Origin of the sequence: Nodosilinea nodulosa PCC 7104, from assembly GCF_000309385.1 — a bacterium.
Lineage (GTDB): Bacteria > Cyanobacteriota > Cyanobacteriia > Phormidesmidales > Phormidesmidaceae > Nodosilinea > Nodosilinea nodulosa.
In genome coordinates this window covers 3031988-3058409 of sequence record NZ_JH976537.1, presented here as the reverse complement: position 1 = coordinate 3058409, position 26422 = coordinate 3031988, and the positions used below count along the sequence as shown (strand labels likewise).

Sequence of the window (26422 nt, the reverse complement as noted above, 5' to 3'; positions counted from 1 at the left end):
GGGTAGGATCACAGACATCTTGAGCAGTGTGGGCCATGACCGTAGCAGCGCGATCGCAGATGGATTGGGCACCGATTATTAATGCGTTTACCGCTGCGCTAGGGCGCGATCGCGTCGTGCGCCGCAAAGAAGAAATTCTCGTCTACGAGTGCGACGGCCTGACCAGCTACCGGCAGCGGCCAGCGGTGGTGGTACTGCCCAAAACCACCGAGCAGGTGGCGGCGGCGGTAAAAATCTGCAACGAGTTTCAGGTGCCCTTTGTGGCGCGGGGGGCGGGCACGGGCCTGTCGGGCGGAGCGCTGCCGATCGAAGATTCGGTGCTGATTGTCACCGCCACCATGAATCAGATTCTCGCGGTGGATCTGGATAACCAGCGGGTAACTGTGCAGCCGGGGGTGATCAACAACTGGGTCACCCAGGCGGTCAGCGGCGCGGGCTTTTACTACGCCCCCGACCCCTCCAGCCAGTCGGTGTGCTCGGTGGGCGGCAACGTAGCGGAGAACTCGGGCGGGGTGCACTGCCTCAAGTACGGCGTCACCACCAACCACGTGCTGGGGCTGAAGGTGGTACTGCCCAATGGCGACATTGCCGATATCGGCGGCCAGGTAGCCGAAACCCCTGGCTATGACCTCTGCGGCCTGTTTGTCGGCTCCGAGGGCACCCTGGGCATCGCCACCGAAATTACCCTGCGCATTCTCAAAGCGCCCCAGTCGATTCAGGTGCTGCTGGCCGATTTCACCTCAGTGGAGGCGGCGGGGGAGGCCGTCTCGGCAATTACCAGCGCGGGCATCATCCCCGCCGGGATGGAAATGATGGACAACTTTAGCCTCAACGCTGTGGAAGACGTGGTGGCCACCAACTGCTACCCCCGCGATGCGGCGGCGGTTTTGCTGATTGAGATCGACGGGCTACCGGCGGAGGTGGCCGCTACGGGCGATCGCATCACCACCCTCTGCCGCCAAAACGGCGCTCGCACCATCACCGTTGCCACCGACCCCGACGAGCGGCTGCGCCTGTGGAAGGGCCGCAAGGCCGCCTTTGCCGCCATGGGCAAGCTCAGCCCCGACTACTACGTGCAGGATGGCGTGATTCCCCGCACCCAGCTGCCCTACGTACTGAAGGAGATTGAGGCCCTGGGCGATCGCCACGGCTACCGGGTGGCCAACGTCTTCCACGCTGGCGATGGCAACCTGCACCCGCTAATTCTCTACGACAACGCCATTCCCGGCCAGCTCGAACAGGTGGAGGAGCTGGGCGGCGACATTCTCAAGCTGTGCGTGCGGGTGGGAGGCAGTATTTCGGGCGAGCACGGCATCGGGGCCGACAAGCGCTGCTACATGCCCGACATGTTTTCGCCCACCGACCTGGAGACGATGGGCTGGGTGCGGCAGGCTTTTGACCCGAATATGCTGGCCAACCCGACCAAGCTGTTGCCCACCCCTCGCACCTGTGGCGAAGCGGCCCGCAGCGTAGCGGCAGCAGCCCTGCCAGAGGTAGAGCGGTTTTAGGGATAATAACCCGCCCGCTTTCTATCGCGCCAACGTTCCAGCGTTGACATCACCTCTCCGAAAGCTCCTGCGGATCCTCATACGAGGCGCAGGAGAGCCATCATAGGCATCTCACACGGAGTATAGGAACGATAGGGCATCAAGGCTGTGGCTTACTCAGTACAAACTGTTCCAAATCGTGGTGTTTCCCTTTCCAAAAGCCGCGTTTTTTAAGTATTTCCTGGCTTTGAAACCCTAGTTTTTTGAGCAATTGTCTGGAGGCTATATTGTCGAGCATAATTTCAGCCGTCACGCGCTCTAAATTTTTCACTTCAAAGCCATAGCTCAAGACGGCAGTCAGCGCTTCTGTCATGATGCCTTGTCGCCAAAATTTACTGGCCAGTTCAAAACCAACCTCGGCTTGATCTAACGCTCTATCCCAGGTAAACCCGCAGGAGCCAATGGGAATATTTTGGAGTTTGAGAGCGATCGCCCAGCGGATGCCGCGATCGCTCTCAAACCCCTTTTTGCGACGCTCAATCACAGCTCTAGCCTGATCGATATGAGTGAAGGTATCGAGGTCGTGAAATTGTGTCACCTGAGGATCTAAAAAGAGCCGAAAGATAGCTTCTGCGTCGGCTTCGGTTGCCTGACGTAGCCACAGACGCGGAGTCTCAAGATTGGGGAAATCTGGCATGACTTAACACCGATTCGTAATGTTCAACGGTGGGAAACGGATCGTAGAAATGGTGCAGCAGCGATCGCCAGGTCTGATACTCGGGCGACTGGCGAAACCCCACCGTGTGATCTTCTAGGGTGTGCCAGCGCACCAGCAGCAAATACTGGTTTTCAGTTTCGATACAGCGCTGTAGCTCGTGGGAGATATAGCCCGGCATTGCGGCAATAATGCTGGATGCCTGGCGAAAGGCTTCCTCAAAGTCTATTTGAGCACCAGGCTTAACGGTCAAAACTGCAGCTTCTAAAATCACAGGTTCAATCCTTCACGTTTAATTCTTCGCCCATGCCAAAAACATTGCCACAAAAGCCGCTTTCCCCATCAATCGGTACCCATAAAATTTACTTTCGCTGCTGAAAAATAAGGCTTTCTCCTCTCCTTCAAAGGGCATAGAAACAGCCCATCCCCTCGGTAGATACAGGGAAGCGGATGCAGCTTTAAGGTTGGTTTAGTGATTGGTAGGCCGATTGCAAGATTTAAGCCTACCTAAGTCGCTAAATTATTTGCAACGGAGGCTCCATGTCCAATCCTAGAGTTGACAGTGATAACTACGACCCTCATATGATTCCGGCAGAAACCGCTGCCCGCAAAGAGCGTGAGGGTGCCAACTTCAAGCAAGTGCGGGATGAGTCGGGAAACTCTATCGACACCAGTGCTGGCCAAACCGTAGATAAGGAAGGTCTGGCCAACAACTACCCCATTGAGCCTGAAATGTACATCAATGAGCCCGGCGACCTGCGCGAAGAGGAAGAGGCCCAGAAGGCCCAGCGCCAGGCCGAACTGCGCGAAATCAACCAAACTGACGAGACTGGTAAAGTTACCACTCAGTCCGATGAGCGCAGCAAAGGTGTCGGGCGCATCTAGCCTGGGCTGAAAATGTAGCATTCTTGTAATGCTTGATACGCTGGCGCGATCGCGGCGCGACAATGGGGGTAGGTGTAACAGCCGCTCCCATTGTTTTTGCATTCTTTTTAGCCTTTCCCCAAGGGCACTACAGCAATGACCTCAGCGACCCTACGAGAACTGATCAACCGCTACTACCAATCGGGCGTTCGCGACCTGCACGGGCTGGATTTGCAGGGGTTAGATTTGACCGCAGCCCACCTGGTCGATGCCGACCTGCGCCGCACCAATCTGACCCGAGCAAACCTGAGCCAGGCCGACCTGACCCACATCGACGGGTATCAAATTACGCTGGCCCACGCCAACCTGCGGGGCACCTCCCTGGCAAATGCCGTGCTGCGCGAGGCCGATCTGCACAGGGTACGCTGTCACCGCGCCACCTTTGTCAATGCCGATCTGCGCGAGAGCTGCCTTGACCACGCCGACCTCAGCCACGCCAACCTAGAGGGGGCCAACCTGACCCAGGCCGACCTGACCTATGCCAACCTCTATTGGGCCAACCTGCGCTACACCAACTTGACCGGGGCCAGCCTGAGGCGAGCCAACCTGACTGGAGCTAAATTTTGTCAGACCGTGATGCCCGACGGCACCATTCGCAATTCAGAATGTCCTACCGCTCAACCCTCCCTGCAATCCTAGTGCTTTAGGGCGAGCGTTTGGGGGCTATTCCTAAGCCGGGGGCAGGGTCGCTTGGCTCCCCTAGCTCCCCTGCTCCCTAGCCCTAAAAACAGTATCTAAACTTGCGCCGCAGAAGACTGGGCAGATCTAGCGCAGCAGCTCGTCTGGGGTGAGGGGAGCCGTAGTCTGACGCTCGTCTGCGGGAGTCAGGGTATAGGGCAGGGGTGGCTCGGGCACCAGCAGGTAGCGATCGCCCCAGCCGCCGTTGGTGCGGGCCAACACACCTGCCGGAGGAGTCGTTCGTCCGGTTGGCAGACCTACCGCCAGAGACTGGTCGGCCCACAAAAAGGGCTCTCCAGCAGGGGTCAGCCGCAGCAAGGCAGCGAGTCGCTGTTGGCCACCGCCTTGAAGCTGGCTATTACTGAGGGCTGCTCCCAAACGATGGGGAGCCAGCGTAATGGCAAACTGCACCGTCTCACTGGGCTGAGCCACCAGCTTAAGCGCCTGGGCCTGGGCCTGCCAGGGTTCCTGGTAGCGACCATCGGCGCCCACCTGCCAGAGGCTGAGTTGGGTTGACCACTTGCCCTTGGCAACGGTGACCGGCTGGTAGTCCAGCACCGAGTAGAGCGGGCTGTCCCCAGAGATGGCCCGTTCAGGCACCAGATAGCGCAGGGCAATGGCCGTAAGCTGAGTGTTGTCGGGCAAGTTTGTAGTGCCTGCCAGGGCAAACTCCCCACCATCCAGAGCAATGACCTCGATCGTCAAGGTGGTCGCCTCTGCGATGGGGGGAGGGGACAACAGCAGCGGGGCGCGGCACCCCGTACAGACCACCAGCATAAATGCCAGCAGTAGCCCAGTTTTCTTTAGCTGTGAAAGCATCATTGCCAATAGGTAGGGAAGATCGACCCAGCACATTCCACCCTGGCGAGAGCTACCCACAGGGTTCTCCATAGATCTCTGTCCGCTGCCCTGGGGTTTAAAGGACTGCTGGAGAAGCCGCCGATAGAGGAGTTGAGGAAGGAAGTGCTGGCAGCAAAACGAGGGAACCTAACGCCCTAGGGACGGGCCTTAGCAGCGTGAGAATCGCCGCCTCACCTTATACAACCACAGCCCATAGCGGATCTCCACGCTAAAGGCATGGCTTTTGCAACTCCATATAGAATTTCCCAGGCTCGGAAATTTATGGACATTTTATCCTGACGGGGTGAAATCTATCTGTAGGAGGAGGTAGCGCTAATACCTGATTCCAAACTGTCTTCAATCTAAAATTTCTTCGGCAGGGTTATTGCATCACTGGGTGACTACACTTGGATTTTCAGCCTTCTTTATCCAAGCCACAAATATGTAAAGCCATCTAGTTTTTAGCATTTTTAACGCTAATAATTAAGCCGTGCTCCCTGGCGATCTGAGGCCTTAACCCCAGGTTTTTCGCCCAAATTACCAGCAAAATGCACAGCGATTTCGATTATTTTGGCTTGCCCAAAGCAGAAAAGAGAGTTTTAGATAACCCTATTCTGATCTCTACTGGTGGCTACCTGAAGCGTCCAGTCTATGCCTTTTAATCTGGCTTCTAAGAAGTCGGATATAGCTTTTACGCTTATTTTGATCCAGTCATATTTGAGTATTCTATGAAGCATTCTATGGGTGCTTGGTTAGCGCTGCGATATGCGCTAAACCCTGGCGCGGCAACAGGTCTGGTGCTGGCAACAGCGCTGCTTGGGCTTGCCCCCGCCGCCTGGGGCAGCGAATTATCTGACAATACTTGGGCAGCAGACGCTTTATCTAACGGCGGGCTATCTCCAGGGAATTTACCTGGGGGCGATACGTTGACCAGCGATCGCGATACATCTAGGCCCGGTCTGCCCCCCGAACATGATGCCGCCAGGCTAGCAGTGGGGTCACCGCCGGCCCCCACCCCTTTGCCGTTACCCAAGCCAGGCGCGGCGAAGCCCAGACCAGGCCTGGGGCTGGCCCAGGGCAGGCCGCTGGTGTCGGCGACCGGGGCAGAGGCGCCTGGGACACTTCCCGCCGGGACACCCGCGCCGAGTCAGGCCTCAGATGCGGCGCCAACCGTGCTGGAGCCTGTAGCTGGCAACGCCGCTCAGTCCGAGCAGGAGGTTTTGCCGCCCGCTGTGCCCACCCCCAAGCCAGAGGCCACGCTGGCCCCGGCGGAGCGCTCTGAGGTATTTGCGCAGGCGGCCTATTTGCAAGAGGGTGGCGAGGGTTCGGCCCGGCTGCGAGTGGGGGGAATTTACGTGCTCAGCCCCTCGGTGTTTGTGGGAGCTACGGTCGATCTGAGCACTGGGCAGGCCTTTTCTGACACCGACCAAACCGGCCTTAGCCTCAGCGAGCTGTACCTGACGGCTTCCCCCGCCAACCTGCCCGAGCTGCGGCTGACGGTGGGGCTGATGGATTTGACCTCGTACCTCGATCGCAACAGCTTTGCCAAGGACTCGCTGACCCATTTCTTTAACCCGGTGTTTCAGACCAACCCGGCGCTGAGCACTGTGAATGTGGCCTCGCGACCGGGTGCCCTGGTGAACTGGACCCCGGTGGATGCGCTGTCGCTGACCGCCACGGCCTTTTCGTCGAGCCGCGACCTGGGCAGCTTTGCCATTGACTCCTTTGCTGGAGAAGTGGGGGTGCGGTTTGGCAATGCCATTGTGCGCGGCACCTACGTGACTTCAACCGATGCGGGCCGCCGCGATGGCTTTGACGAAATCTTTGCCATCGACCGGGGCAACGGCCAGTTTGGCCCACTGCCGGGCGATCGCGAAACCGGCTTTGGCCTCAACGCTGAGGCCTTTATTCCCGGTCTCAGGCTGGGCTTTTTTGGTCGCTACGGCTGGTACACCAACCAAACCCTGGGGGCCAGCGGCCAGACCTACAGCCTGGGCCTCAACGGACTGGATGTATTTATGCCGGGCGATCGCCTGGGGCTGGGCTACGGTCGCCAGCTCTCGAACAGCGATCTGCGCCAGGCCAGCGGTAGGCCAACTCCCGACGTGTGGGAGCTATTTTACGACGCCCAAGTTATCGACAACCTGCGGGCCGGAGTCAGCGTGCAGCAGCGCAACGCTTTCACAGAGACCTATCTGGGCTTTCGGTTGCGCTACGACCTGAGATGGAACCCCCTGCGGAGGGCAGCAGAATGAAGAGGATCCCCCCTACCCCCCTTAGAAAGGGGGGGCATGAACAACTGGACAATGGCAAAACTCCCCCCTTTCCCAAGGGGGGCTTTAAGAAGAATCCCTTGCCTGAAATAGCTGGGGGGATCCCCCCTACCCCCCTTAAAAAGGGGGGATTGCAGAGAAATCCCTTACCTGAAATAGCTGGGGGGATCTCTAGAGGACGTTTCATAACGCAAAATTTCCTCTTGCTAGGAGCCACAGGAGCCCTCGTTCTTGGTTTAGAACTCGTCGCCAGCCCCGCCGCGCTGGCCCAGACATCGCCCCAAACCAGCCAGGGCTACACCCTGCTCGATCGCGGCTGGGTGAATGACGCGATCGCGGCCTTTCAGGCGGCCCTGCGCCAGCAGCCCAACTCAGCGGAAGCGCGGCTGGGGCTGGCGATCGCCTACCAGCGGGCGGGCCGCGACGCCGATGCCTGGAACGCCTACCAGGCCGTGCTTCAGGTCAGTCCCCAGGATTCCACTGCCCTGGCCGCCCTGGGTGAGCTGGGGGGTTACCGGCCCGAGTGGCAGGCGGGCGGCATTCAGGCGTTGACCCGTCTTTTAAGCCAAAATCCCGACAATTCCGTCGCCCTCAGCCAGCGGGCCTTGCTCTACGGCTACCAGGGCCACTTTTCGGAATCTCTGGCCGACTACGATCGGCTGCTGGCCCAAAATCCTGCCCCTAAAGCCCTGCTGGGGGCGGCGCAAATTTATGCCTTCAGCGGCGACTATGCCGGTGCCCTGGCTCTGTTTAACCGCTACCGACAGACGGGGCCGCTGCCGGTGGAGGTGCTGACCGCCTACGCCCTGGCCCTGCAAGAGACGGGAAATGCAGCGGGGGCGATCGCGCTGCTGGAGCCTGAACTCAGGGAGGCCAGCCGCACCGACGACCTTTCGTTGGGCATTCGCACCAGCCTGGCCAACGCCTACGATGCCAGCGGCCAAACCGCTAAAGCCTTGGACTTGCTAAGTCCCCTGGTGAACAACCCCCAGGCCCGGCTGCCCCTGGCCCGCGCCTACAGCGCGATCGGTCGCCGCCAGAATGCCCCCGACCTGTTTGAGCAGTCCACGGTGCTCTACCAGCAGGCCCTGGATGCCGCCCCCGCCCCCAGCTACGGCCTGCGGGTCGAAGTAGCGGACGTGCTGAGCGAGTGGCCCGATACGGAACCTCTGGCCCTGACTATGTTTCAGCAACTAGCGGTAGAAACCCCCAGCACCGCCAGCCTGAGAGTGAAGGCACACCTGCTGGCCTACAGCCTGGGCATCGAAAGCGCCGCCACCGTCGCCGAGCAGCTTCTACCCTTGCTGTCGCCACCGCCCAGCTCTGCCCCTGAGCAGCGGGCCATTACCACCGCCCTAGTGCGGCTGGATGACCCTGACCCGGATCTACTGCCCGTTTACCAAGCCATAGCAGCGGCTGTGGATGCCCCCTTACTGACGTATCGAATGGCCCAAATTTATCTCAGCCAAGGCGATTTGCAGGTGGCTCGCGATGCGCTGACCCGCTACCGCGACACCGACGCAGGCCAAAACGACTGGGGCACCGAGCTGCTGGTGGCCGATCTAGAGCGTCAGCTTGGCGATTTGGAGGCCAGCGCCCGCCGCTATGAGACTGTGATTGCGGCTCAGCCCAGCGACCAAGCTACCGCCGAGGCTCTGCGAGGTCTGGCGTTTGTGCGCACGTTGCAAGGTCAGCCCGAAGCAGCGCTGCCGGTGTATCTGGCGGCGATCGCGGCCAACCCCAACAACCCCGACTATCCCCTCGGCTACGCGCTGCTGGCCTACCGCACCCAGCAGATCACCGCCGCCCAGGCCACCGCCGCCCTCGATAGCTGGCTGGCATCTCAATCCCTAGAAAACCCGCCGCCAGATCTCCTTGAGCTAGTCGGTGCCCTTCCCGCCGATGGCGCTCGGGCCGAACTCTACCAAACTCTGCTGGCTCAGCAGCCCGACGACCTCTGGCTGCGGTGGCGCACAATTCAGCTCTTGGCCCAAACCAGTCCCGCCCAGGCCCAGACGGCGATGGCAGCGCTGATTGCCGCTCACCCCGACGACCTGACCCTGTACTTCTTCCAGGGCGAACTGGCCCAGAGCCAGGGCGATCTGCCCCTGGCCGCCGCCGCCTACCAGCAAGTATTAGAGCAAGAACCCAAAAATCTCGGTGCCCTCAGCGCCCTGGCCGGGGTGCAGTTTCAGCAGGGCAATCTGCCCGCCGCCCGCGCCCTCTACAGTCAGGTTTTAGAGCTAGATCCTGAGCGTTGGGAAGCTCGGTACGCGATCGCAGAACTCAACATCGCCGACGACCAAAAGCTCTCGGCCCTGGAGCAGCTGCGGCAAATCCCCCCCGAAGCCGCCCCCGCCGTCAACCTAGAGCAGCGCGCCGAAGATGTGGAATTTGAGCTACTCCGCCGCCGCGGCTTTCAACCCAGCTGGGAGCGCTACTAGCGTCCAATTGCTCGCCTCCCCCCCACCTCCCCCATCTCCCCACTCCCCCACCTCTCCCACGCCCCCACGCCCCCACGCCCCCACGCCCCCACGCCCCTCACGGTGACCTACCATGATGCGACTCTTCCACCTGCGCCGCCCACAAACCCGCCTGCTGCTCTCGCTGCTGCCCATCGCCCTGGTGCTGATGGCCGCCGCACCCAGCTGCACCGCCCAAACCGCCTGCGCCTGCCTAAAATCCGGCGATGACTCCGCCCTGGCACTGCCCGTCAGCAGCCCCCAAAATGACCTGCTGATCGAAAGCTGGCAGGCCTACCGCGATCGCTTCATTCAAACCGATGGCCGGGTGATTGACCGGGAAGACAGCGATCGCACCGTCTCCGAAGGCCAAGCCTACGCCATGCTGCGGGCCGTCGCCATCAACGACCCCGCCACCTTCGATCGCACCTACAGCTGGGCCAAAAACAACCTCGCTCGGGTGAATGATGCGGGCGAACCCACCGACCTGCTCTGGGCCTGGAAGTGGGGCCAGCGCCCCGACAACAGCTGGGGCACATTGGATGCCAACTTCGCCACCGATGCCGACATCGACGCCGCCACCGCCCTGGTTTTGGCCGCCCAGCGCTGGTCTTGCCCCCAGTACCTCGACGAAGCCCGCGCCCTGCTGGCCGATATTTGGGAGTACGGCACGGTGGCATTGCCCGACGGCACCCGGCAGCTGATTCCCGGCCCCGCCGAGGCCTTTCGCCTGGAGCCAGGGCAAATCATTCTCAACCCGTCGTATTTTGCCCCCGCCAGCTTTCGCCTGTTCGCCCAGATCGACCCCGACCACGACTGGAACAGCCTGATCGACAGCGGCTACACAATGCTCAACGACCTGGCCGATATCTCTTCTACCGGCCTGCCCCCCGACTGGATTGCCTACAACCCGACCACGGGCACCTATCGTCAGCTCCCCCTCGACTATCCGCTGCAAAGCCGCTACAGCTTCGATGCTTTTCGGGTGTGGTGGCGAATAGCGCAGGACGCCGCCTGGTTTGACGAACCCCGCGCCCAGGCCTACTTAGAAGCTCGCACCCCCGAGCTAATCCGCCGCTGGCAGCAAAATGGTCGCCTGCCCGCCCGCCTCACCCTCGACGGCGGGGCAGAGGCCAGCTTTGAGGCCACCGCCCACTACGCCATGCTGTATCCGGCCCTGCTGCGGGTCGATGCCGCGATCGCAGACGACATCCTGCGCCAAAAACTCCAGCCCGTCTACAAAGACGGCTTTTGGGATAGCGACACCGCCTACTACACCCAAAACCTCGCCTGGTTTGGCCTGCTGCCCCTAGACGTCTCCCCCGATCGCCTCAAAGCCGCCGCGAGCCACTGCCCCCCCTAACCACTCCCCCACCTCCCCACCTCCCCACCTCCCCACCTCCCCATCCCCCGCCCACCATGCCCCTCCTCCCCTCCCTCTCCGCCCTTGCCCGTCGCCGTCTGGCCCTCTACCTCACCACCCTGCTGCTGATCACCGGGCAACCCCTGCTGGCCCAGGAGGCCGCCCCCCCTGCCCCGCAGCCCCCCGCTCTGGCAGAAATCACCCTGCCCACCAGCCTGCCTGCGGCCTCGGTCATTGCCCCCGGCGAACCCGGTCAGTACGTGCTGGAATTTAACCGCAGCCCGGTGGTGGGCAACCGTCTGCGCTTTAGCGGCATCTATGACGAGCAGCGGCTGCACTTTACCCGACCCCGCAACTGGGAGGCAAAATCGGTCAAGGTACTGCTGCGCTACCGGCACTCGGCGGCCCTCTATGCCACCCGATCTAACCTCACGGTGCTGATCAACGGCACCAGCATTGGCAGCCTGCCGCTCAACCAGCCCATGGGCGAAATTGGCGATGCGGTACTAGAAGTACCCACCGATCTGCTGCAAGACGACAACGAGCTGGTGCTGGCGGCGCTGCAAAACAACTCGCCCACCTGCACCCAAGACCCCTTCGACCCCTCCCTGTGGACCGAAGTGCTGCCCGACTCCAAGCTGGTGTTTGACTATGCGCCCCAGGCGGTGACCCCCGACTTTAGCCAGTTTCCCTACCCGCTGTTTGACACCCTGAGCCTGGAGACCAACCAGGTGGCCTATCTGCAACCCGTCACTCTCAATAGCCCCTGGCTGACGGCCACGGCGCGGCTGCAAACCTACCTGGGCCGCACCGCCCAGTACCGTTCCCTCGACACCCGCCTGGTCAAGACCCTGACGGATCTCAAGGCCGAAGAACGGCTGATTGTGTTGGGAACTCCGGCGCAGCAGCCTGGCCTGGCGGATCTGACCCTGCCCTTTGCCCTAGAGGATGGCGAGTTTGTGGATGACACAGGCAAGCCGCTCCCGGCGGAATCGGGACTGCTGATGTGGGCCGCCGCCGCAGACGATCGCTCACCCGTGCTGGTCATTACCGGCAATGGTGAAACCGGGGTAGCTAAGGCCTTACAGTACCTGGTGCAGCCCCAGGAGCAGCAGATTGCCACCGGCCACGGGGTGGTGGTCAACCAGGCCGGGGAGGTGCCTTCCCCGTCGCCCCGCCAATGGCCCGGCTATCTGCCTGAGGAAAACGACTTTTTGCTCACCGACCTCACCAGCCCCATCCGGCAGCCCCTGGGCGAAATGACCGTGCGCGGCTCCCACGCCCCCGCCATGGAAATTGCCTTCAAGGCGCTGCCCGACGATCGCCTGCTGCGGGGCAGCAAAATGCGCCTCTCCTACAGCTATGGCCCCCAGGTGAACCCCCTCACCTCCCTGGTGGATGTGGAGCTAGACGGGGTATCGCTCAAGGGGGAGCGGCTGACGGAGGTGAAAGGCGCTAGCCACCGCACCCTGGAGGTCGATCTGCCGGGCGATCGCGTCACCCCCACCTCCAAGCTCCAGGTCAACTTTCGGCTAGATCCTCGCGAGCGGCGATCGTGCAGCCGGGTCACCGACCAGCAGCTCTGGGGCACCATCCACAGCGACACCAGTTTTAGCCTCCAGCGCACCGCCGTCACCAGCCTGCCCGATCTGGACCTGCTCAAAACCGGCTACCCCTTTACCGCCCCTCAGGATTTGGCCACCACGGCGGTGGTGATGCCCGATGCCCCCACCGGTACCGACATGGCGGTGCTGCTGGAGCTGGCCGAGCGCCTGGGCCGCCTTAGCCAAGCGGACTCGGTACAGCTCGCCGTCTATCAGCCTGGCGATCTGCCCGAGGAGGTGCGTACCGATCGCCATCTGGTGGCGATCGGTGTTCAATCCCAGTTCCCCATTCCCGAGCTACTTGCCGCAGACGGCTTTGCCCTGCGGGGTCGCAGCACGCGCCAGTGGGGCGATACCCAGGTGCAACCCCTGCCCGACGGCGAAGGCCTGATGAAATCGGTGATTTCGCCCTGGAACCCGCAGCGGGTGGTGCTGGCCCTCAGCGGCCGCGACGATCGCGGCCTGGCCCAGATCACCGACCTGCTCCACCACGACCCCCTCTTCTACCAGATCGAAGGCGACACCGTGCTGGTCAGCGCCCAGGTGCCCAACCCCGACCCCTACACCAGCGCCGACTACCGCCTGGCCACCCTGCGCCAGTCGCCCCAGGTGCAGCTCGCCACCACCACCCCCTACCCCTGGCTCTGGCAGGTCACCCGCCACAACTGGCTGCTGATCGTGCCCGCCACCGTGGTCTTGGCCCTGCTGCTCTACGGAGCCGCGCAGGCGTACCTGCGGCGCAGTGCTGGGGAGTGAGGGTGGATGGGGAGATGAGGGGATGGGGAGATGAGGGGATGAGGAAGTAAACAGCCAAAAACCACGAGTTATTCTCCCCATCTTCCTCACATTCTTCACCCTCCCCACCTCCCTCACCCTCCTCACCGCTCACCCACCCATCTACCCGCCTACCCATCCACCCGCCCACTCCCCCAAATGCTCCACCCCACCCCACCCCTCCACCGCTGGCTGACCAAAACCCTGCCCGATCGCGCCTACGCCCTGACCCGGCACCTGAGCAAGGGGCAAATGCTGCTGCTGCTGGTCTGCCTGGGGCTGCTGACCAAGCCGCTGCTGCTGGCCCATCCGGCGATCTGGCAGCAGGGGGTGGTGGCGGCGCTGCTGATTGCCCTGGGCTACAGCATTCTCAGCCTGGAGGATAGCCACGCCCGCAGCAGCGGCGATCGCGAGCGGCTGCACCTGTTCATGATTGCCCTCAGCAGCCTGACAACGCTGCGCTACCTCTACTACCGCACCCGCTACACCCTCAACTTCGACACCGGCATCGATGCCGCCTTCTCTCTGCTGCTCTACGGAGCCGAGCTGTACGCCCTGGGAACGCTGTTTTTGTCGTACTTTCAAACCTTGCGGCTGCGCGATCGCAGGCCCGTAGATTTGGCTGCTGTGCCCCAGGAGCAATGGCCGACGGTCGATGTGTACATTCCCACCTACAACGAGGAAGTGGAGATCGTGCGCAAAACCGTGGTGGCTTCTGTCGCCATGGACTACCCCACCGCCAAAAAGCAGGTCTACGTGCTCGACGACGGCCGCAAGTACCCCGAGCGGCGGGCCGAGCTACAGGCCATCTGCGATGAACTGGGGGCGGTGCTGCTGATCCGCGACAACAACGACCACGCCAAGGCGGGCAACATCAACACCGCCCTGGAGCGCACCACGGGCGACCTGGTGCTGATTCTCGACTGCGACCACATACCGGTGAGGGGGTTTTTGAAAGAAACGGTGGGCTTTTTTCTCGACCCCGCCGTGGCCCTGGTGCAGACGCCCCACTGGTTCTACAACCCCGACCCCTTTGAGCGCAACCTGCTGACCCAGGGCCAGGTGCCCGTGGGCAACGAGCTGTTTTACAAGGTGCTGCAAAAGGGCAACGACGCCTGGAATGCCGCCTTTTTTTGCGGTTCGGCGGCGGTGGTGCGGCGCAGCCACCTGCTAGAGGTGGGCGGCATTGCCACCGAAACCGTCACCGAAGACTGCCATACCTCGCTACGGCTGCACTCGTTGGGCTACCGCACCATCTACTACGACAAAATCATGGTGGCAGGGCTGGCCCCAGAAAAGTTTTCGGCCTACGTGGGGCAGCAGGTGCGGTGGGCGCGGGGCATGGCCCAAATTTTGCGCCTGGAGAATCCGCTGTTTAACCGCCAGCTCAAGCTGTCGCTGTCCCAGCGGATCTGCTATTTCAGCGCCACGTCGCACTTTTTCTTTGGCTTCCCCCGGCTGATGTACGCCCTGGCCCCAACGCTGTTTTTGCTGTTTAGCATCAACTCGGTGCGGGGCCTGGGCATTGAGACACTGTTCTACGCGCTGCCCCACATCGTGCTGTCAATGCAGACCAACCACATTCCCTACAAGCGGGTGAGGTTCTCGTTTTGGAACGAAATCTACGAGTTTGCCATGTCGTTTCAGGCGGGGATTGTGACGCTGCTGGCCCTGGTCAACCCCAAGCTGGGCAGCTTTAACGTCACCGCTAAGGGTCTGGTAGTCAACCAGCGCACCTTCGACGCCAACAGCGTGCGCTACCTGCTGATTTTGGGCCTGCTGACGGCGGCCTCCCTGGTAGCGGTGCCCTTTTGGCTGCTGCTCAGCCCCGAAGACGCCCAGGCGGTGATGATCAACGCGCTGTGGTGCAGTTTCAACCTGGTGCTGGTGCTGGCCGCCTGCCTGGTGGCGCTGGAGCAACCCCAGCTGCGCCGCGCCCACCGCCTGCCCCGGCAGCTCACCGCCATTATCCACAGCGACGGCCACAGCTGGGCGGGCAAAACCATCGACATCAGCGAGAGCGGTGCCCAAATTTTGCTGGACGAATGGCCCAATGTGGCCGACCACGTGTGGGTGGAGCTGGTGGGCGACTACGATGGCCGCGCCCTGCTGGAAGCCCAGATTGTACGGGCTACGGCCACCAGCCGCCTGGAAACCGAGCTAGCGATGGATTTTATCAACCTCAGCCCCCACCAGGCCGACGATCTGACCCTGGTGCTGTTTTCTGACGTGAAGGAATGGTACTCGCAGACCCGCCAGCAGGTGGACAAGCCGCTGCGATCGCTGCGGTTCATCGCCACCACCCTGTGGCGGGTGTTCACTGACCTCAAGCCCGCCACCGGCCAAAAAATGCGCAAGCAGGTGCAGGCCCCGGTGGAGCTGGCCTGGGAGGGCTGGCACGGCGACAGCTACTCGGCCCACGTGGTCGAAATGGGCAGCCGCGATCTGCGCCTGGAGGTGCAGAATGTCTCCGAGCTAGACCGCGCCACCCTGCTCGAAACCCTGCCCACCGTAGGGCTGCTGTTTCCGGCTGGCCCGACCCTGCCCACCGCCCAAAGTCTGGTGGCCCAGGTCGATCAGGCCATAGAGCTGCCCACGCTGAATGCTGCCCAGTCGCGGATGGTGCTGGAGCTAACGTTTCCCACCGCCTTAGCTGGCCAGCAGCGCCGCAAGATTCAAACCCTGCTGCGATCGCTGGCCTAATTTTATTCCTGCCCAGGCTAGCAGTCTGGCCCTCGGCCAGGGCGGCACCGCATATTTTTCCGGCCCGGCTATGGGCCATCGTACAGCCCTAAAAACTGACCTGTCGGTGGCGAGGGATAGTATCTATTCGGCGCTATTTCTGGGCCATCGAGTCCAGACAGGGCCGGGCTATCAAAACCTTTACCCCCACTTTATAGTCAGCCAAAATCACTTTCTATCATTCACTTGCTTTTTATAATGCAACCTCCTTAATCTGTTATTATCAAATCACAAAGGTAACGGTTTAGCGCTTAGTTCCTGATCATTTTCACTTTTCAATTACCTTGTATTTTTTGAGATCAATATCAGATTTTTTCTGATTTTATCTCTCCATCTAGCCTCCAGGCTAGACAAGATTCACAGGCTTCTACCCATCCTCATTGACGCATCTACCCCTTCAAAAATAGCTGCCAAAATCGCAGTTTCTTTGAGAATGATTGAATTAGAGTCAGGTCCTGAGAGCTGAATCAGGCTGAATCAGCATATTGTTGGGCGCGATCGTATTAGGCGCGATTGTACAGGCGCAATTGTATTTTTGACCGCAATCAATCCATGGACGCCTTCTTTAATAGAGGCAATAGACGCCACGGTTGATGAATCATCCGAAGCCAGCGGGCCAGATCCAAGTCTGACCCAGCGGAAGCTGAGGGCTGAGGGCGCGATCGCGCCCTCAGCCACGGCGTTGGTCAACAGGCCCGATCGCCCAATTGACCGCCAGAAATCCAGCATTTTTCGCCAGAAGACTCCGCAGCAGCGCTATTTTCGCTGTTTCAGTTCAGCCTTGGCCCCAGACCCACCCAAAGCAGCGTGGCGGTGCAGCTCACAGCCCAGCCGTCCATGCTATCTACCGCCCACTGTGCATTTCCTTTTCTCTGTAGTGAACCGCTATGCAACCATCGCTCTTGAACACCGTTCCCATGGCATCACCATCTTCTCCTACTCCACTGCACCCGCTGAGCCTGCTAGCCCAGGTGAGCAGTCGGCAGGTGACCGGCTGTCTACAGGTCATTACCCCAACCAACACCTGGCTAATCTGTTTAGACCAGGGACAAATCAATTACGTTTCCACAGTCGACCGAGCCTTCGAGCGGCTGGACGGCCACCTGCGGCGGCTGAGTTTACAGGTGCCCTCCCTGGTCAGCGCCGTGCGCGTGCAGGTGCGGCTTTTGTTTGAGCAAAAGGCTACCGCCGCCACCAGCCTGGCCGACTATCGGGCCATTTGCTGGCTGGTCGAGCAGCAGCACCTGCACCACAATCAGGCCTCAACCCTGGTTGAAACAATTTCCAAGGAAGTGCTGGAAGGCTTTTTGGAGGTGCGCCAGGGTAGCTACGAACTGATCGAAGGCAACAGTCTGGGCAATGCCCCCCGGTACTGCCAGCTCAACCTGCGCACCACGGTAGAAGAATGCTACGCCCGCCTCAAACAGCGTCGGGGCAGTTTCAGCCAGCTCAACGGCGGCACCCAGCGGCTGGGGGGCGCTACCCTAACCGCCGCCCCCGCTGCGCCCCCAGCCACATCTATGGCCAATAGCGGCGTCGCTGGTCTGGGTATTGGTGCGGCTAGAGCGGGGGCCAAGGACCACTACACCATTGCCTGCATCGACGATAGCCCCACCGTTTTGCAGGCAATCAACAGCTTTTTAGACGACAAAATCTTCTCGGTAATTATGATCGACGATCCGGTAAAAGCGCTGATGCAGGTGATTCGCAATAAACCCGATTTAATCTTGCTGGATGTCACCATGCCCAACCTGGATGGCTATGAGCTGTGTTCGCTGCTGCGTCGTCACCCAGACTTTAAAACCACGCCCATCATTATGGTGACAAGTAACACTGGCTTTATCGATCGCGCTAAGGCAAAACTGGTGCGAGCCTCGGGCTACTTAACCAAACCCTTTAACCAGTCCGATCTGCTTAAGTTCATCTTTAAATATTTGAATTAGCTGGGCTTACGGCTGTCTGCAAATTGAGGCTTGAGGGCAGCCTGTTTAGCCCGATCACGCCTTTTTGCTGACGGGCAGCCGGACGCATGCCCAGAGATTTTACGAATTTTTCCCGCCCTGGCGGCAATTTTCGACCACCACTGCGTCGCGAATTATTGCTGCTGTGGCCTATCCATTCCCTAGGTAAATTTATTATGCAAGCGACTCTAGCAGGCACTGTTTTGGTGGTTGAAGATACTCCCTCCGAAATGGAGCTAATGGTGCACTACCTGCGCGACAGCGGCTGTACGGTGATCTGTGCCGTTACGGCCCAGGAGGCCCTCGACAAAGCGGCTCAGCACCCCCCCGATGTCATCGTCACCGATGTGGTCATGCCCGGCATGAGCGGCTTTGAGCTATGCCGCAGCCTCAAAAAGCAGCCCGCCACCGCCCACGTACCGATTGTGCTGTGCACCTCCAAAAATCAAGATATCGACCGCCTGTGGGGCATGCGCCAGGGGGCCGACGCCTACCTGACTAAGCCCTACACCCGCGACCAGCTGGTGCAGTCTGTGATGGCGGTGATGAGGGTCAACCGATGAGCAATTTATCGCTAATTCAGTCTCAGCCTGCGGGGGCAGCCCTGGCGGCCCAATCGCTGGCACCGCTGACCCAGAGCTATCTGCGCTTTAGCCTGGGCCACCAGCCCGCCCTGCTGTCCACGCGCCAGGTGCAGGAGGCGATCGCGACTCCGGCGGCCAGCATTACCCCGATGCCCAACATGCACCCCGCCCTGCTGGGGCTAATCAACCGCCGCAGTCAGGTGCTGTGGGTGGTGGATCTGGCCCTGCTGCTGGGGCTGCCCACCGCCTACCCCAACTCCCAGCAGTACCACCTGGTGCAGATGCAGGTGGGCACGGTGGCCCTGGGGCTGCGGGTCAGCCGCATCGACGGCATTCTCAGCCTGCCACCCCAGCACCTACAGCCCGCCCCGGCCCATGTTCCCCCAGGGCTGGTGCCTTTTTTGCGGGGCTGCGTGCTGCAGGAGGGAGAAGTGCTGCTGAGCCTGGACGGCGAGGCCCTGCTGCGCGCTCCGGCCCTCCAGGCGCTTTAGCGTTTACCCCTAGGGCTTTGCGACAGGTCCTGGGGTCTGTTCCACCCGCCATTGCCCCGGTCAACTTTGGGCCTTGGCCTCCCTACCATCAGCGATTCTTCAGCATCTCAACCATTCTTTGTGCCAGCTCAGACCGCTGGCTGGGGCAGTGCTCCGGCCGCCTGGGCGGTTCCTCCCACTCACTCCGGTTCGCTTTATACAGCCACTTCATTAAGGTAGTTGACCCATGACCACAGACTTTCGACCCTATACCCCTGCCCCTGCCGATGAAGATCTCGCTCCAGGCCAGCCCAACGGCATGGAGAATGGCCAAGGTTCACCGGATGACAAATCCAGCGGGTTGATATATCGCGGCGTAGCCTACGGCCCGGAGGTGCGAAACGCGGTCAAAATTACCCAGCAGGCGCAGTGGGGCTGGGTGCAGTGGTTCAGCAACCTCAGCGTGCGGCAGAAGCAAATGGCGGGGTTGTTTACCTCCGAGGTGATTTCTGTGCTGGGTCTGGTGGGGGTGGGGTCGCTTTTGATCGTCGTGGGCGGTCGCAGTCAGCTGCTCAATCAGGCCAAGGCCGAGCTGGCCGTCACCGATATTGAGTACAACATCAAGATTAACCAGATGGGGTTTGGCTTCAGGGGCCAGTCCGACAACCGCGCCATTGTCGAGGCGGCGGCGGCCCACGCGCGCGGCGAGGCGATACCGCCGGGGTCAATTGCGGCGGTGCAGCAAATTCTAAAGAACGAAATTAAGGCCCGCAATATTGAGTACGCCACCCTGGTGGGCAACGATTTGAGCATTATTGCCAATGCCAACCGCGATCGCCGGGGTCAGCAGTTTGACCCCAACGGCCTGGTGGGCACCGTGCTGCAAAACCCCCGCCAGATCAAAACCAGCGCCATCGTTAGCTGGGATGAGCTGCGCAACGAAGCCCCGCCCCTGCCCTCGGGCTTTGTCAACCAGGATGCGCTGATTCGCTACACGATTACCCCGGTCAGCGATCCGGCCTCTGGGCAAGTGGTGGGGGCGCTGGTGTCGGGCGATATTGTCAACGGTAAAGACAACATGCCAAAGGGGGCGATCGCCCCCTTTGGCAACGGCTACAGCGCCATCTATCAGCGCGACGGCAGCGGTGGATTTGACCTGGCCACGGGCCTCTACGCCGGGGACAACGCCGAGCTGGATCAGGCCGCCGCCAACGTGCCCCTCGACTCGCCCGCCCTGATTGAGCAAGCCGCCGCCAGCCCAGGGGAGGTGACCCGCCGCGATCGCATCAACGGCACCACCTACACCCTGGCCGCCCGCGCCATCAAAGACTTCAACGGCGAGCCGGTGGCCGTGATGGTGCGGGGCACCTCCGAAGCCAGCCTCAACGCCTTAATTGGCCACAGCCTGCGGCTGCAGCTGCTGATCGCGCTCGTGGCCCTCGGGGCTGACGTGGTGATCGCCGGCCTGCTGGGGCGATCGATTTTGCGGCCCATGAAAAATCTTCAGCAGGCGGCCTGGCGCTTTGGCATGGGCGATCGCGAGGCCCGCGCTGAGGTGTTTGCCACCGACGAAGTGGGCCAGGTGGCCCAGGCCTTTAACCAGCTGGCCGAAAACATTACCGGCTCCGAAGACCTGCTGCGCCGCCAGAGCCAAAAAGAGCAGGCCGTCGCCACCCGCGCCAAACTGCTGGCCGACCTGACCGGCCGCATTCGTCAGTCCCTCAACGAGCAGACCATTCTCAGCACCTCGGTTGAGGGGCTGCGGGAAGTGCTAGGGGTCGACCGCGTGCTGATCTATCGCTTCCACCCCGACTTTAAGGCGGGCGATGTCACCGCCGAGGCCGTCGGGCGCGGCTGGAAGCGAGCCATGGGCCAATCGATCGCAGACCCCCTCACGCCCGAGGCCCTGGAGCGCTACTACTCAGGTCAGGTGACCTCCATGGCCAACCGCACAGAGGCCGAGCTGTCCCAATGCCACTGCGACATTCTGGAGAACCTACAGGTAATGGCCAATATGGTGGCCCCGCTGCTGGCGGGCGATGAGCTGATTGGCCTGCTGTGCGTCCACCAGTGCGATCGCCCCCGCCACTGGAGCAGCGACGAAATTGAGCTGCTAGAGCAGGTGGCGGTGCAGATTGGCTATGCCCTCAGCCAGGCCCGCCTGCTGCAACAGCAGGAGATCAACGCCGCCCGCGAGCGCCAGCTCAACGAGATTGTTTCTCTGATGCGGGAAAGCCTGGACCAGGAGCGCATCTACAGGGCCGCCGTCACCGAAACCCGCCGGGCGCTGCGCAGCGATCGCGTCGTTGTGTACAAGTTCGACGACACCTGGAAGGGCACCTTTGTGGCCGAGTCGATCGAGCAGGGCTGGCCCACCGCCCTTGGCAACGACCTCTACGACCCCTGCTTCAAAGAAAAATACATCGAGCAGTATCGCCAGGGCCGCGTGCAGGCGGTGTCCAACCTGGCCGAGGCGGGGCTGACCGAGTGCCACCTGCGCCAGCTCGAACAGTACAACGTCAAGGCCAACCTGGTCGCCCCTATTCTCATCAACGACGAACTGGTGGGGCTGCTGATCGCCCACCAGTGCAGCAGACCCCGCAGCTGGGATGCTATGGAGATCAGCTTCTTCCGCCAGGTGGCCGTGCAGCTGGGCTTCGCCCTAGAGCAGGCCCAACTCTACGCTCAAACTACGGCCCTTTCCGAGGAGCGTCGCCAGAAGCAGGAGGCCCTCCAGCTTCAGCTAGTCGAGCTGCTCAGCGAGGTCGAAGGGGCCTCCCGCGGCGACCTCACCGTGCGCGCCGATGTCACGGCTGGCGAAATTGGCACCGTTGCCGACTTCTTTAACTCAATTGTGGAAAGCCTGCGGCAGATTGTCACCAAGGTGAAAACCTCCGCCGAGCAGGTAAACGCCTCCCTGGGCGAAAACGAAGGCGCGATCCAGGCCCTCGCCACCGAGGCCCTGCGCCAGGCCGACGACGTCACCCAAACCCTGGCCTCGGTGGAGGCCATGACCGCCTCCATTCAGCAGGTGGCCCGCAGCGCCCAGCAGGCCGCCGTGGTGGCCAACAGCGCCTCGGCCACCGCCGAGACCAGCGGCCAGGCCATGGATCTGACCGTGCAGAACATTCTCACCCTGCGGGAAATCATCGGCGAAACCTCCAAAAAAGTGAAGCGCCTGGGCGAATCGTCCCAGCAGATCTCCAAGGCGGTCTCGCTGATCAACCAGATTGCCATGCAGACTAACCTGCTGGCCATCAACGCCGGCATTGAGGCCGCCCGCGCTGGGGAAGAGGGCCAGGGCTTTGCGGTAGTGGCCGAAGAGGTCGGCGAACTGGCCGCCCGCTCCGCCGAAGCCACCAAAGAAATTGAGCGGATTGTCGAAACCATTCAGCGCGAAACCGCCGAGGTGGTCGACGCCATGGACCAGAGCACCACCGAGGTGGTCGCCGGTACCCGCCTGGTGGAAGACGCCAAGCTCAATCTGGGCCGCATTCTCGATGTCTCCCAGCAGATCGACGCCCTGGTGCGATCGATTTCTGACGCCACTGTCTCCCAGGTGGAAATCTCTGAGAACGTGACGCAGCTCATGCAGGCGATCGCCCAGGAGTCAACCCGCACCTCCCAGTCCTCCCGCGACATCTCCACCTCCCTGCGGGAGACCGTGGATGTGGCGCGATCGCTCCAGGCCACCGTGGGGACGTTTAAGACCGGTGAAGAGTGATGGGGTAACGGGGTGATGGAGTGACGAGGTTACAAAGTCCCCACACCCCCACGCCCCCACGCACCCACGCACCCACGCACCCACGCACCCACGCACCCCCCTACCCCTCCCCAAACCATGTCCGACGCAAAGGAACTTGAAATTCGGCTTCAGTTTCTCGACGAGGCCCAAGAATACCTTGAAACCCTGGGCACCCACCTGATGGGGCTGCCCCAAACCTTCGAGGCCAGCACCATCAACGAAGCCCTGCGAGCCGCCCACTCCATTAAGGGAGGGGCAGCCCTGATGGGGTTTCAGCTGCTCAGCGACTTTGCCCACCGCCTTGAAGACAGCCTCAAGGTGCTCAAGGTGCAGCGCGGCAAAGTCGAGATCGACAACTCCCTAGAGCAGCTGCTGCTGGCGGCGGTCGACTGCCTCAGCCAGGTTATGGTGGGCCAGCGCCAGCGCCTCAGCCAGGGCAGCCTGCCCCAGCCCCCGGTCGAGCAGTCGTGGGTAGAGCAGCACGCCAACCCTATCTTTGAGCAGCTCCACGATCGCCTGGGCGACCCAGTCGACGAAGACGCCTACTCCATGCTGTCCCCGGAGGATGGCCAGGATATTATCCCGCTGCTGTTCCAGAGCGAGGTCGAGGGCTGTCTCATCCGGCTAGAGGGGGCGCTGGCTGAGTCGTCCCCCTGCCTGCGGGAGGAGACGCAAATTTTGGCCCAGGAGCTGGGGGGCCTGGGAGAAATGCTTCAGCTCCAGGGGTTTGTCAGCCTGTGCCAGTCGGTTGCCGATCGGGTGACCGCCGCTGTCGACGAGGCGCTCGTCCCCGTTGCCCAGGAGGCCCTAGCGGTATGGAGGCAGGCCCAGACCCTGGTTCTCACGGGCCAGCTAACCGCCATTCCCACCCGCATGGGAGCGGCTGCCGACGGAGCCGACTCCTTTGCGATCGAACCCGCTGGCAGCCCGATTCCCACCCTCGCCGATGGCGACATTACCGCTCCCCTCTGGCCCCTGGGCGACGAGCCTGGGCTGCGCCCCGACTACCTGATCGATATCGATGACGACCTGGCGGAGTTGGAGGGCGTTGACCAGACGGTTGACCAGAGCGTCGCCCGTGGCGATGCACAGAGCACCGGGCCAGAGGCCACCCCAGCCGCTGACGCCTTTGCCGCCGCCGCTGGCTGGGGCGCAGCCCAGGGCGCAGCTCAGGGAAGCACCTGGGCTGCCAGCAGCCAGAGCGCCAGTGAAACCGATAGGGCCGCCAGCGATAGCACGGTGCGAGTGCCGGTGAAGCAGATCAACCAGCTCAGCGATCTGTTTGGCGAACTCACCATCGAGCGCCATCGTCTAGAGCTAGAGGTCAGCCGCCTGCGGGGTCTAGTCGGCACTCTGCAAACCCGGATGCGGACCCTCGATCAGGTCAACAGCGATCTGCGCGCCGCCTACGATCGCGTGGCCACCCAGGACCAGCCCCTGCTGCCCGCCCCGGCCCAGCCCGCCGCCAAAACCTCCGATAGCCTTTTGCGCCAGCAGTTCGACGTGCTGGAACTCGACCACTACCGCGATCTGCACCTGCCCTTTCGCGAAATCATTGAAACCATTATTCAGCTGCAAGAGGTGGGGGCCGACATCGAGCTCTCCCTCGACGGCACCGAGCAAACCACCCGCACCCTGCGCAAAACCTCGCGCCAGCTGCAAAAAAACCTGACCCAGCTGCGCATGCGGCCCCTGGCGGATATTTTCGATCGCTACCCCCGCTCCCTGCGGCAGATGTCGCTCCAGTACGACAAACCTGTGGAGCTCAAGCTCAGGGGCGATCGCACCCTGGTCGATCGCAACGTGCTCGAAGCCCTGCAAGAGCCGCTCATGCACATCATCCGCAACTGCTTCGACCACGGCATTGAAGACGCCGCCACCCGCCAGCAGCGCGGCAAGCCCGCCGTCGGCACGATCGCCATCTCAGCCCAGCAGCAAAACAGCCGCACCATTATCACCATTCGCGACGACGGCGGCGGCATTGCGGTGGAGAAAATTCGCGATCGCGCCCGCCACATGGGCCTTGACGAAGGCCTGCTCGCCGCCGCCAGCACCCAGGAGCTGCTGTCGCTGATCTTCGAGCCAGGCTTCAGCACCGCCAGCGAAGTCACCGACCTGTCAGGGCGCGGCATCGGCATGGATGTCGTGCGCAGCAAGCTCAAGGACATTCGCGGCGACATTCGGGTCGATACCCAGCCCGGTGAAGGCACGACCTTTACAATCGCGATTCCATTTACCCTGTCGGTGACGCGGGTGCTGATTGCCGAGAGCCGGGGCATGCGCATGGCCTTTCCGGTGGATGCGATCGAAGAAATTCTGGCCCTGCCCGCCGAATCCATTCTCACCACCGCCGGGCGAGACAGCTTTGAGTGGAATGGCGAACTGGTACAGCTGGTGCGGCTCGCCGACTGGCTTCAGTTCAACTGCCCGGTGGTGATTGAAAGCCCCGAAACCACCCCCGCCATTTCCGAGCCCACGGTGCTGCTGGTGCAGGCCAACCAGCGTTGGGTGGGACTGCAAGTCGAGCGATCGTGGGGCGAGCAAGAGGTCGCCCTGCGCCGAGTCGTGGGCAACCTGCCCATGCCTAAAGGGTTCAACAGCTGCACTATTATGGGCGACGGCCAGGTGGTGCCCCTGGTCAACACCGCCGAGCTGCTCTACTGGATCGCCAGCTGCGAAGCCTCCGGTGCCAATACCTTGGACGAAACGCCCATTCCCGCCTTTTTAACCAACAGCCCCCGCTACGAGGCCAGCACTGCCACCCGTAAACCCACTGTGCTACTCATTGACGACTCAATTAACGTCCGCCGGCTGCTAGCCCTCACCCTCGAAAAAGCCGGATACCAGGTGGCTCAGGCCAAAGACGGTCAGGATGCCCTTGACAAACTGGTGGCCGGGTTAGCCGTCGAAGCCGTCATCTGCGATGTCGAAATGCCCCGCCTTGACGGCTACGGCTTTTTGGCCCGACTCAAAGCCGAAACCGGCCACGAAAACCTGCCCGTGGCCATGCTGACCTCCCGCAGCAGCAAAAAACACCGCCAGCTGGCCATGAGCCTGGGGGCCGCCGCCTACTTTACCAAACCCTACAACGAGCAAACCCTGCTCAAAACCCTCGAAGACTTAATTCAGCCTGCTCTGGTGTCCTAGGAGGCTCCCTTGACCTACAATGCCCTCGCCCGCTATCGCCGCCGTCCAGCCCAGGAACCAAGCCTACGGCTGATCGCCTTTCAGCTGCGCCACAACTGGTTTTGCCTGCCCCTGACCGTGGCCCGCCGGGTCATTGCGCCTACCGCCCAAACTTCGGCGGTACAGCTAGGGCTGGCCCAGCTCTACAACGAAAATATCCCCATAATGGATATTGCCGATCGCGTGTATCAGACAGCCCCACTGCTGCCAGGCTACAGCGCCGTATCGGCGGCAGCGGCACAGCCCGCCCCCTCCCTACAGTCCATTGTGGTAATTGATTCGCCGCGCTTCGGGCTGCTGGGACTGCTGACAGACGGCATTCCCTGCCTCAAACGAGCCCGCCAGTCGGCCTTTAGCCCAGTACCAGCTACATACTTAATGATCAACCACCTCCAGGGAATCAGCACCCTGGTCACTCTCAACGAGGTCGAGCCTCCTCTATTTTTGCTGGAGGTAGATGCGCTGCTGCCCTAATCTGCCGCACCGCTGATGCAATACGGCAACCCACCTATCCAAAACCGGAAGCTTTTGATTTAAAAAACATCAGCTTGATATTTACAAAGATGCCTTCAAAATGCATCGCCAATCAACCGCATTGCTTGATCCAAAAGACG

At 61.5% G+C, this 26422-nt stretch carries 17 protein-coding genes; 14 read left to right on the top strand and 3 right to left on the bottom strand.

The window, feature by feature from the left end; translation table 11 throughout:
- Nucleotides 1–35 precede the first annotated feature (35 nt).
- Nucleotides 36–1508 (top strand): glycolate oxidase subunit GlcD, encoded by a 1473-nt coding sequence (gene glcD / locus LEPTO7104_RS0114140; RefSeq protein WP_017299236.1) that lies wholly within the window; start codon nt 36–38, stop codon nt 1506–1508.
- Between the two features lie 139 nt (nt 1509–1647).
- Here glcD and LEPTO7104_RS0114135 read toward each other — a convergent pair whose 3' ends face one another.
- Together LEPTO7104_RS0114135 and LEPTO7104_RS0114130 are read right to left on the bottom strand one after the other, a co-directional pair.
- The gene (locus tag LEPTO7104_RS0114135) at nt 1648–2184 is read right to left on the bottom strand and encodes a GNAT family N-acetyltransferase (protein ID WP_017299235.1); all 537 of its coding nucleotides are present in this window, start codon (nt 2182–2184) and stop codon (nt 1648–1650) included.
- A complete protein-coding gene (locus LEPTO7104_RS0114130; protein ID WP_017299234.1) occupies nt 2162–2476 on the bottom strand; it encodes an antibiotic biosynthesis monooxygenase family protein in 315 nt (104 codons plus the stop codon). The genes LEPTO7104_RS0114135 and LEPTO7104_RS0114130 overlap by 23 nt, the downstream gene beginning before the upstream one ends.
- A 266-nt stretch (nt 2477–2742) precedes the next feature.
- On the opposite strand from LEPTO7104_RS0114130, the gene LEPTO7104_RS0114120 reads away from it, so the two are divergent.
- The gene (locus LEPTO7104_RS0114120) at nt 2743–3087 is read left to right on the top strand and encodes a hypothetical protein (protein ID WP_026072702.1); all 345 of its coding nucleotides are present in this window, start codon (nt 2743–2745) and stop codon (nt 3085–3087) included.
- A gap of 135 nt (nt 3088–3222) precedes the next feature.
- Nucleotides 3223–3765 (top strand): pentapeptide repeat-containing protein, encoded by a 543-nt coding sequence (locus tag LEPTO7104_RS33870; RefSeq protein WP_017299231.1) that lies wholly within the window; start codon nt 3223–3225, stop codon nt 3763–3765.
- Between the two features lie 126 nt (nt 3766–3891).
- On the opposite strand, the gene LEPTO7104_RS0114110 is transcribed toward LEPTO7104_RS33870, so the two are convergent.
- On the bottom strand, nt 3892–4626 hold the full coding sequence (locus LEPTO7104_RS0114110; RefSeq protein WP_017299230.1) for a hypothetical protein: 735 nt from the start codon (nt 4624–4626) through the stop codon (nt 3892–3894).
- Nucleotides 4627–5384: 758 nt separating this feature from the next.
- Here LEPTO7104_RS0114110 and LEPTO7104_RS33865 point away from each other — a divergent pair.
- The 11 genes from LEPTO7104_RS33865 (at nt 5385) to LEPTO7104_RS0114050 (ending at nt 26282) form a co-directional block, all read left to right on the top strand.
- Nucleotides 5385–6899 (top strand): hypothetical protein, encoded by a 1515-nt coding sequence (locus tag LEPTO7104_RS33865; protein ID WP_155523638.1) that lies wholly within the window; start codon nt 5385–5387, stop codon nt 6897–6899.
- A gap of 221 nt (nt 6900–7120) precedes the next feature.
- Nucleotides 7121–9361, top strand: a complete 2241-nt coding sequence (locus LEPTO7104_RS0114095; RefSeq protein WP_017299227.1) for a tetratricopeptide repeat protein — start codon at nt 7121–7123, stop codon at nt 9359–9361.
- 112 nt (nt 9362–9473) lie between these two features.
- Nucleotides 9474–10742, top strand: a complete 1269-nt coding sequence (locus LEPTO7104_RS33860) for a family 8 glycosyl hydrolase (protein ID WP_225886982.1) — start codon at nt 9474–9476, stop codon at nt 10740–10742.
- A 56-nt stretch (nt 10743–10798) separates the two neighbouring features.
- On the top strand, nt 10799–13102 hold the full coding sequence (locus tag LEPTO7104_RS0114085) for a cellulose biosynthesis cyclic di-GMP-binding regulatory protein BcsB (protein ID WP_020479979.1): 2304 nt from the start codon (nt 10799–10801) through the stop codon (nt 13100–13102).
- Nucleotides 13103–13279: 177 nt separating this feature from the next.
- Complete coding sequence (gene bcsA, locus LEPTO7104_RS0114080) at nt 13280–15823, top strand: UDP-forming cellulose synthase catalytic subunit (RefSeq protein ID WP_017299226.1); 2544 nt, start codon at nt 13280–13282, stop codon at nt 15821–15823.
- 941 nt (nt 15824–16764) lie between these two features.
- Nucleotides 16765–17805 carry a response regulator gene (locus LEPTO7104_RS0114075; RefSeq protein WP_026072700.1) on the top strand — a complete coding sequence of 347 codons (1041 nt, stop codon included), beginning with the start codon at nt 16765–16767 and terminating at the stop codon, nt 17803–17805.
- A 194-nt stretch (nt 17806–17999) separates the two neighbouring features.
- Complete coding sequence (locus LEPTO7104_RS0114070) at nt 18000–18386, top strand: response regulator transcription factor (protein ID WP_026072699.1); 387 nt, start codon at nt 18000–18002, stop codon at nt 18384–18386.
- On the top strand, nt 18383–18898 hold the full coding sequence (locus LEPTO7104_RS33855; protein ID WP_017299223.1) for a chemotaxis protein CheW: 516 nt from the start codon (nt 18383–18385) through the stop codon (nt 18896–18898). Before LEPTO7104_RS0114070 ends, LEPTO7104_RS33855 begins: the two co-directional genes overlap by 4 nt.
- 226 nt (nt 18899–19124) lie before the next feature.
- On the top strand, nt 19125–22601 hold the full coding sequence (locus tag LEPTO7104_RS33850; protein WP_017299222.1) for a GAF domain-containing protein: 3477 nt from the start codon (nt 19125–19127) through the stop codon (nt 22599–22601).
- Between the two features lie 117 nt (nt 22602–22718).
- Nucleotides 22719–25769, top strand: coding sequence for a hybrid sensor histidine kinase/response regulator (locus LEPTO7104_RS0114055; protein WP_017299221.1), 3051 nt, complete (start codon nt 22719–22721; stop codon nt 25767–25769).
- A 9-nt stretch (nt 25770–25778) separates the two neighbouring features.
- Nucleotides 25779–26282, top strand: coding sequence for a hypothetical protein (locus LEPTO7104_RS0114050; protein WP_017299220.1), 504 nt, complete (start codon nt 25779–25781; stop codon nt 26280–26282).
- Nucleotides 26283–26422 lie beyond the last annotated feature (140 nt).

Coding starts and splice junctions, on each gene's coding strand:
- glcD (WP_017299236.1), top strand. CDS start 36: ATGACCGTAGCAGCGCGATCGCAGATGGATTGGGCACCGATTATTAAT.
- LEPTO7104_RS0114135 (WP_017299235.1), bottom strand. CDS start 2,184: ATGCCAGATTTCCCCAATCTTGAGACTCCGCGTCTGTGGCTACGTCAG.
- LEPTO7104_RS0114120 (WP_026072702.1), top strand. CDS start 2,743: ATGTCCAATCCTAGAGTTGACAGTGATAACTACGACCCTCATATGATT.
- LEPTO7104_RS33870 (WP_017299231.1), top strand. CDS start 3,223: ATGACCTCAGCGACCCTACGAGAACTGATCAACCGCTACTACCAATCG.
- LEPTO7104_RS0114110 (WP_017299230.1), bottom strand. CDS start 4,626: ATGATGCTTTCACAGCTAAAGAAAACTGGGCTACTGCTGGCATTTATG.
- LEPTO7104_RS33865 (WP_155523638.1), top strand. CDS start 5,385: ATGGGTGCTTGGTTAGCGCTGCGATATGCGCTAAACCCTGGCGCGGCA.
- LEPTO7104_RS33860 (WP_225886982.1), top strand. CDS start 9,474: ATGATGCGACTCTTCCACCTGCGCCGCCCACAAACCCGCCTGCTGCTC.
- LEPTO7104_RS0114085 (WP_020479979.1), top strand. CDS start 10,799: ATGCCCCTCCTCCCCTCCCTCTCCGCCCTTGCCCGTCGCCGTCTGGCC.
- bcsA (WP_017299226.1), top strand. CDS start 13,280: ATGCTCCACCCCACCCCACCCCTCCACCGCTGGCTGACCAAAACCCTG.
- LEPTO7104_RS0114070 (WP_026072699.1), top strand. CDS start 18,000: ATGCAAGCGACTCTAGCAGGCACTGTTTTGGTGGTTGAAGATACTCCC.
- LEPTO7104_RS33855 (WP_017299223.1), top strand. CDS start 18,383: ATGAGCAATTTATCGCTAATTCAGTCTCAGCCTGCGGGGGCAGCCCTG.
- LEPTO7104_RS33850 (WP_017299222.1), top strand. CDS start 19,125: ATGACCACAGACTTTCGACCCTATACCCCTGCCCCTGCCGATGAAGAT.
- LEPTO7104_RS0114055 (WP_017299221.1), top strand. CDS start 22,719: ATGTCCGACGCAAAGGAACTTGAAATTCGGCTTCAGTTTCTCGACGAG.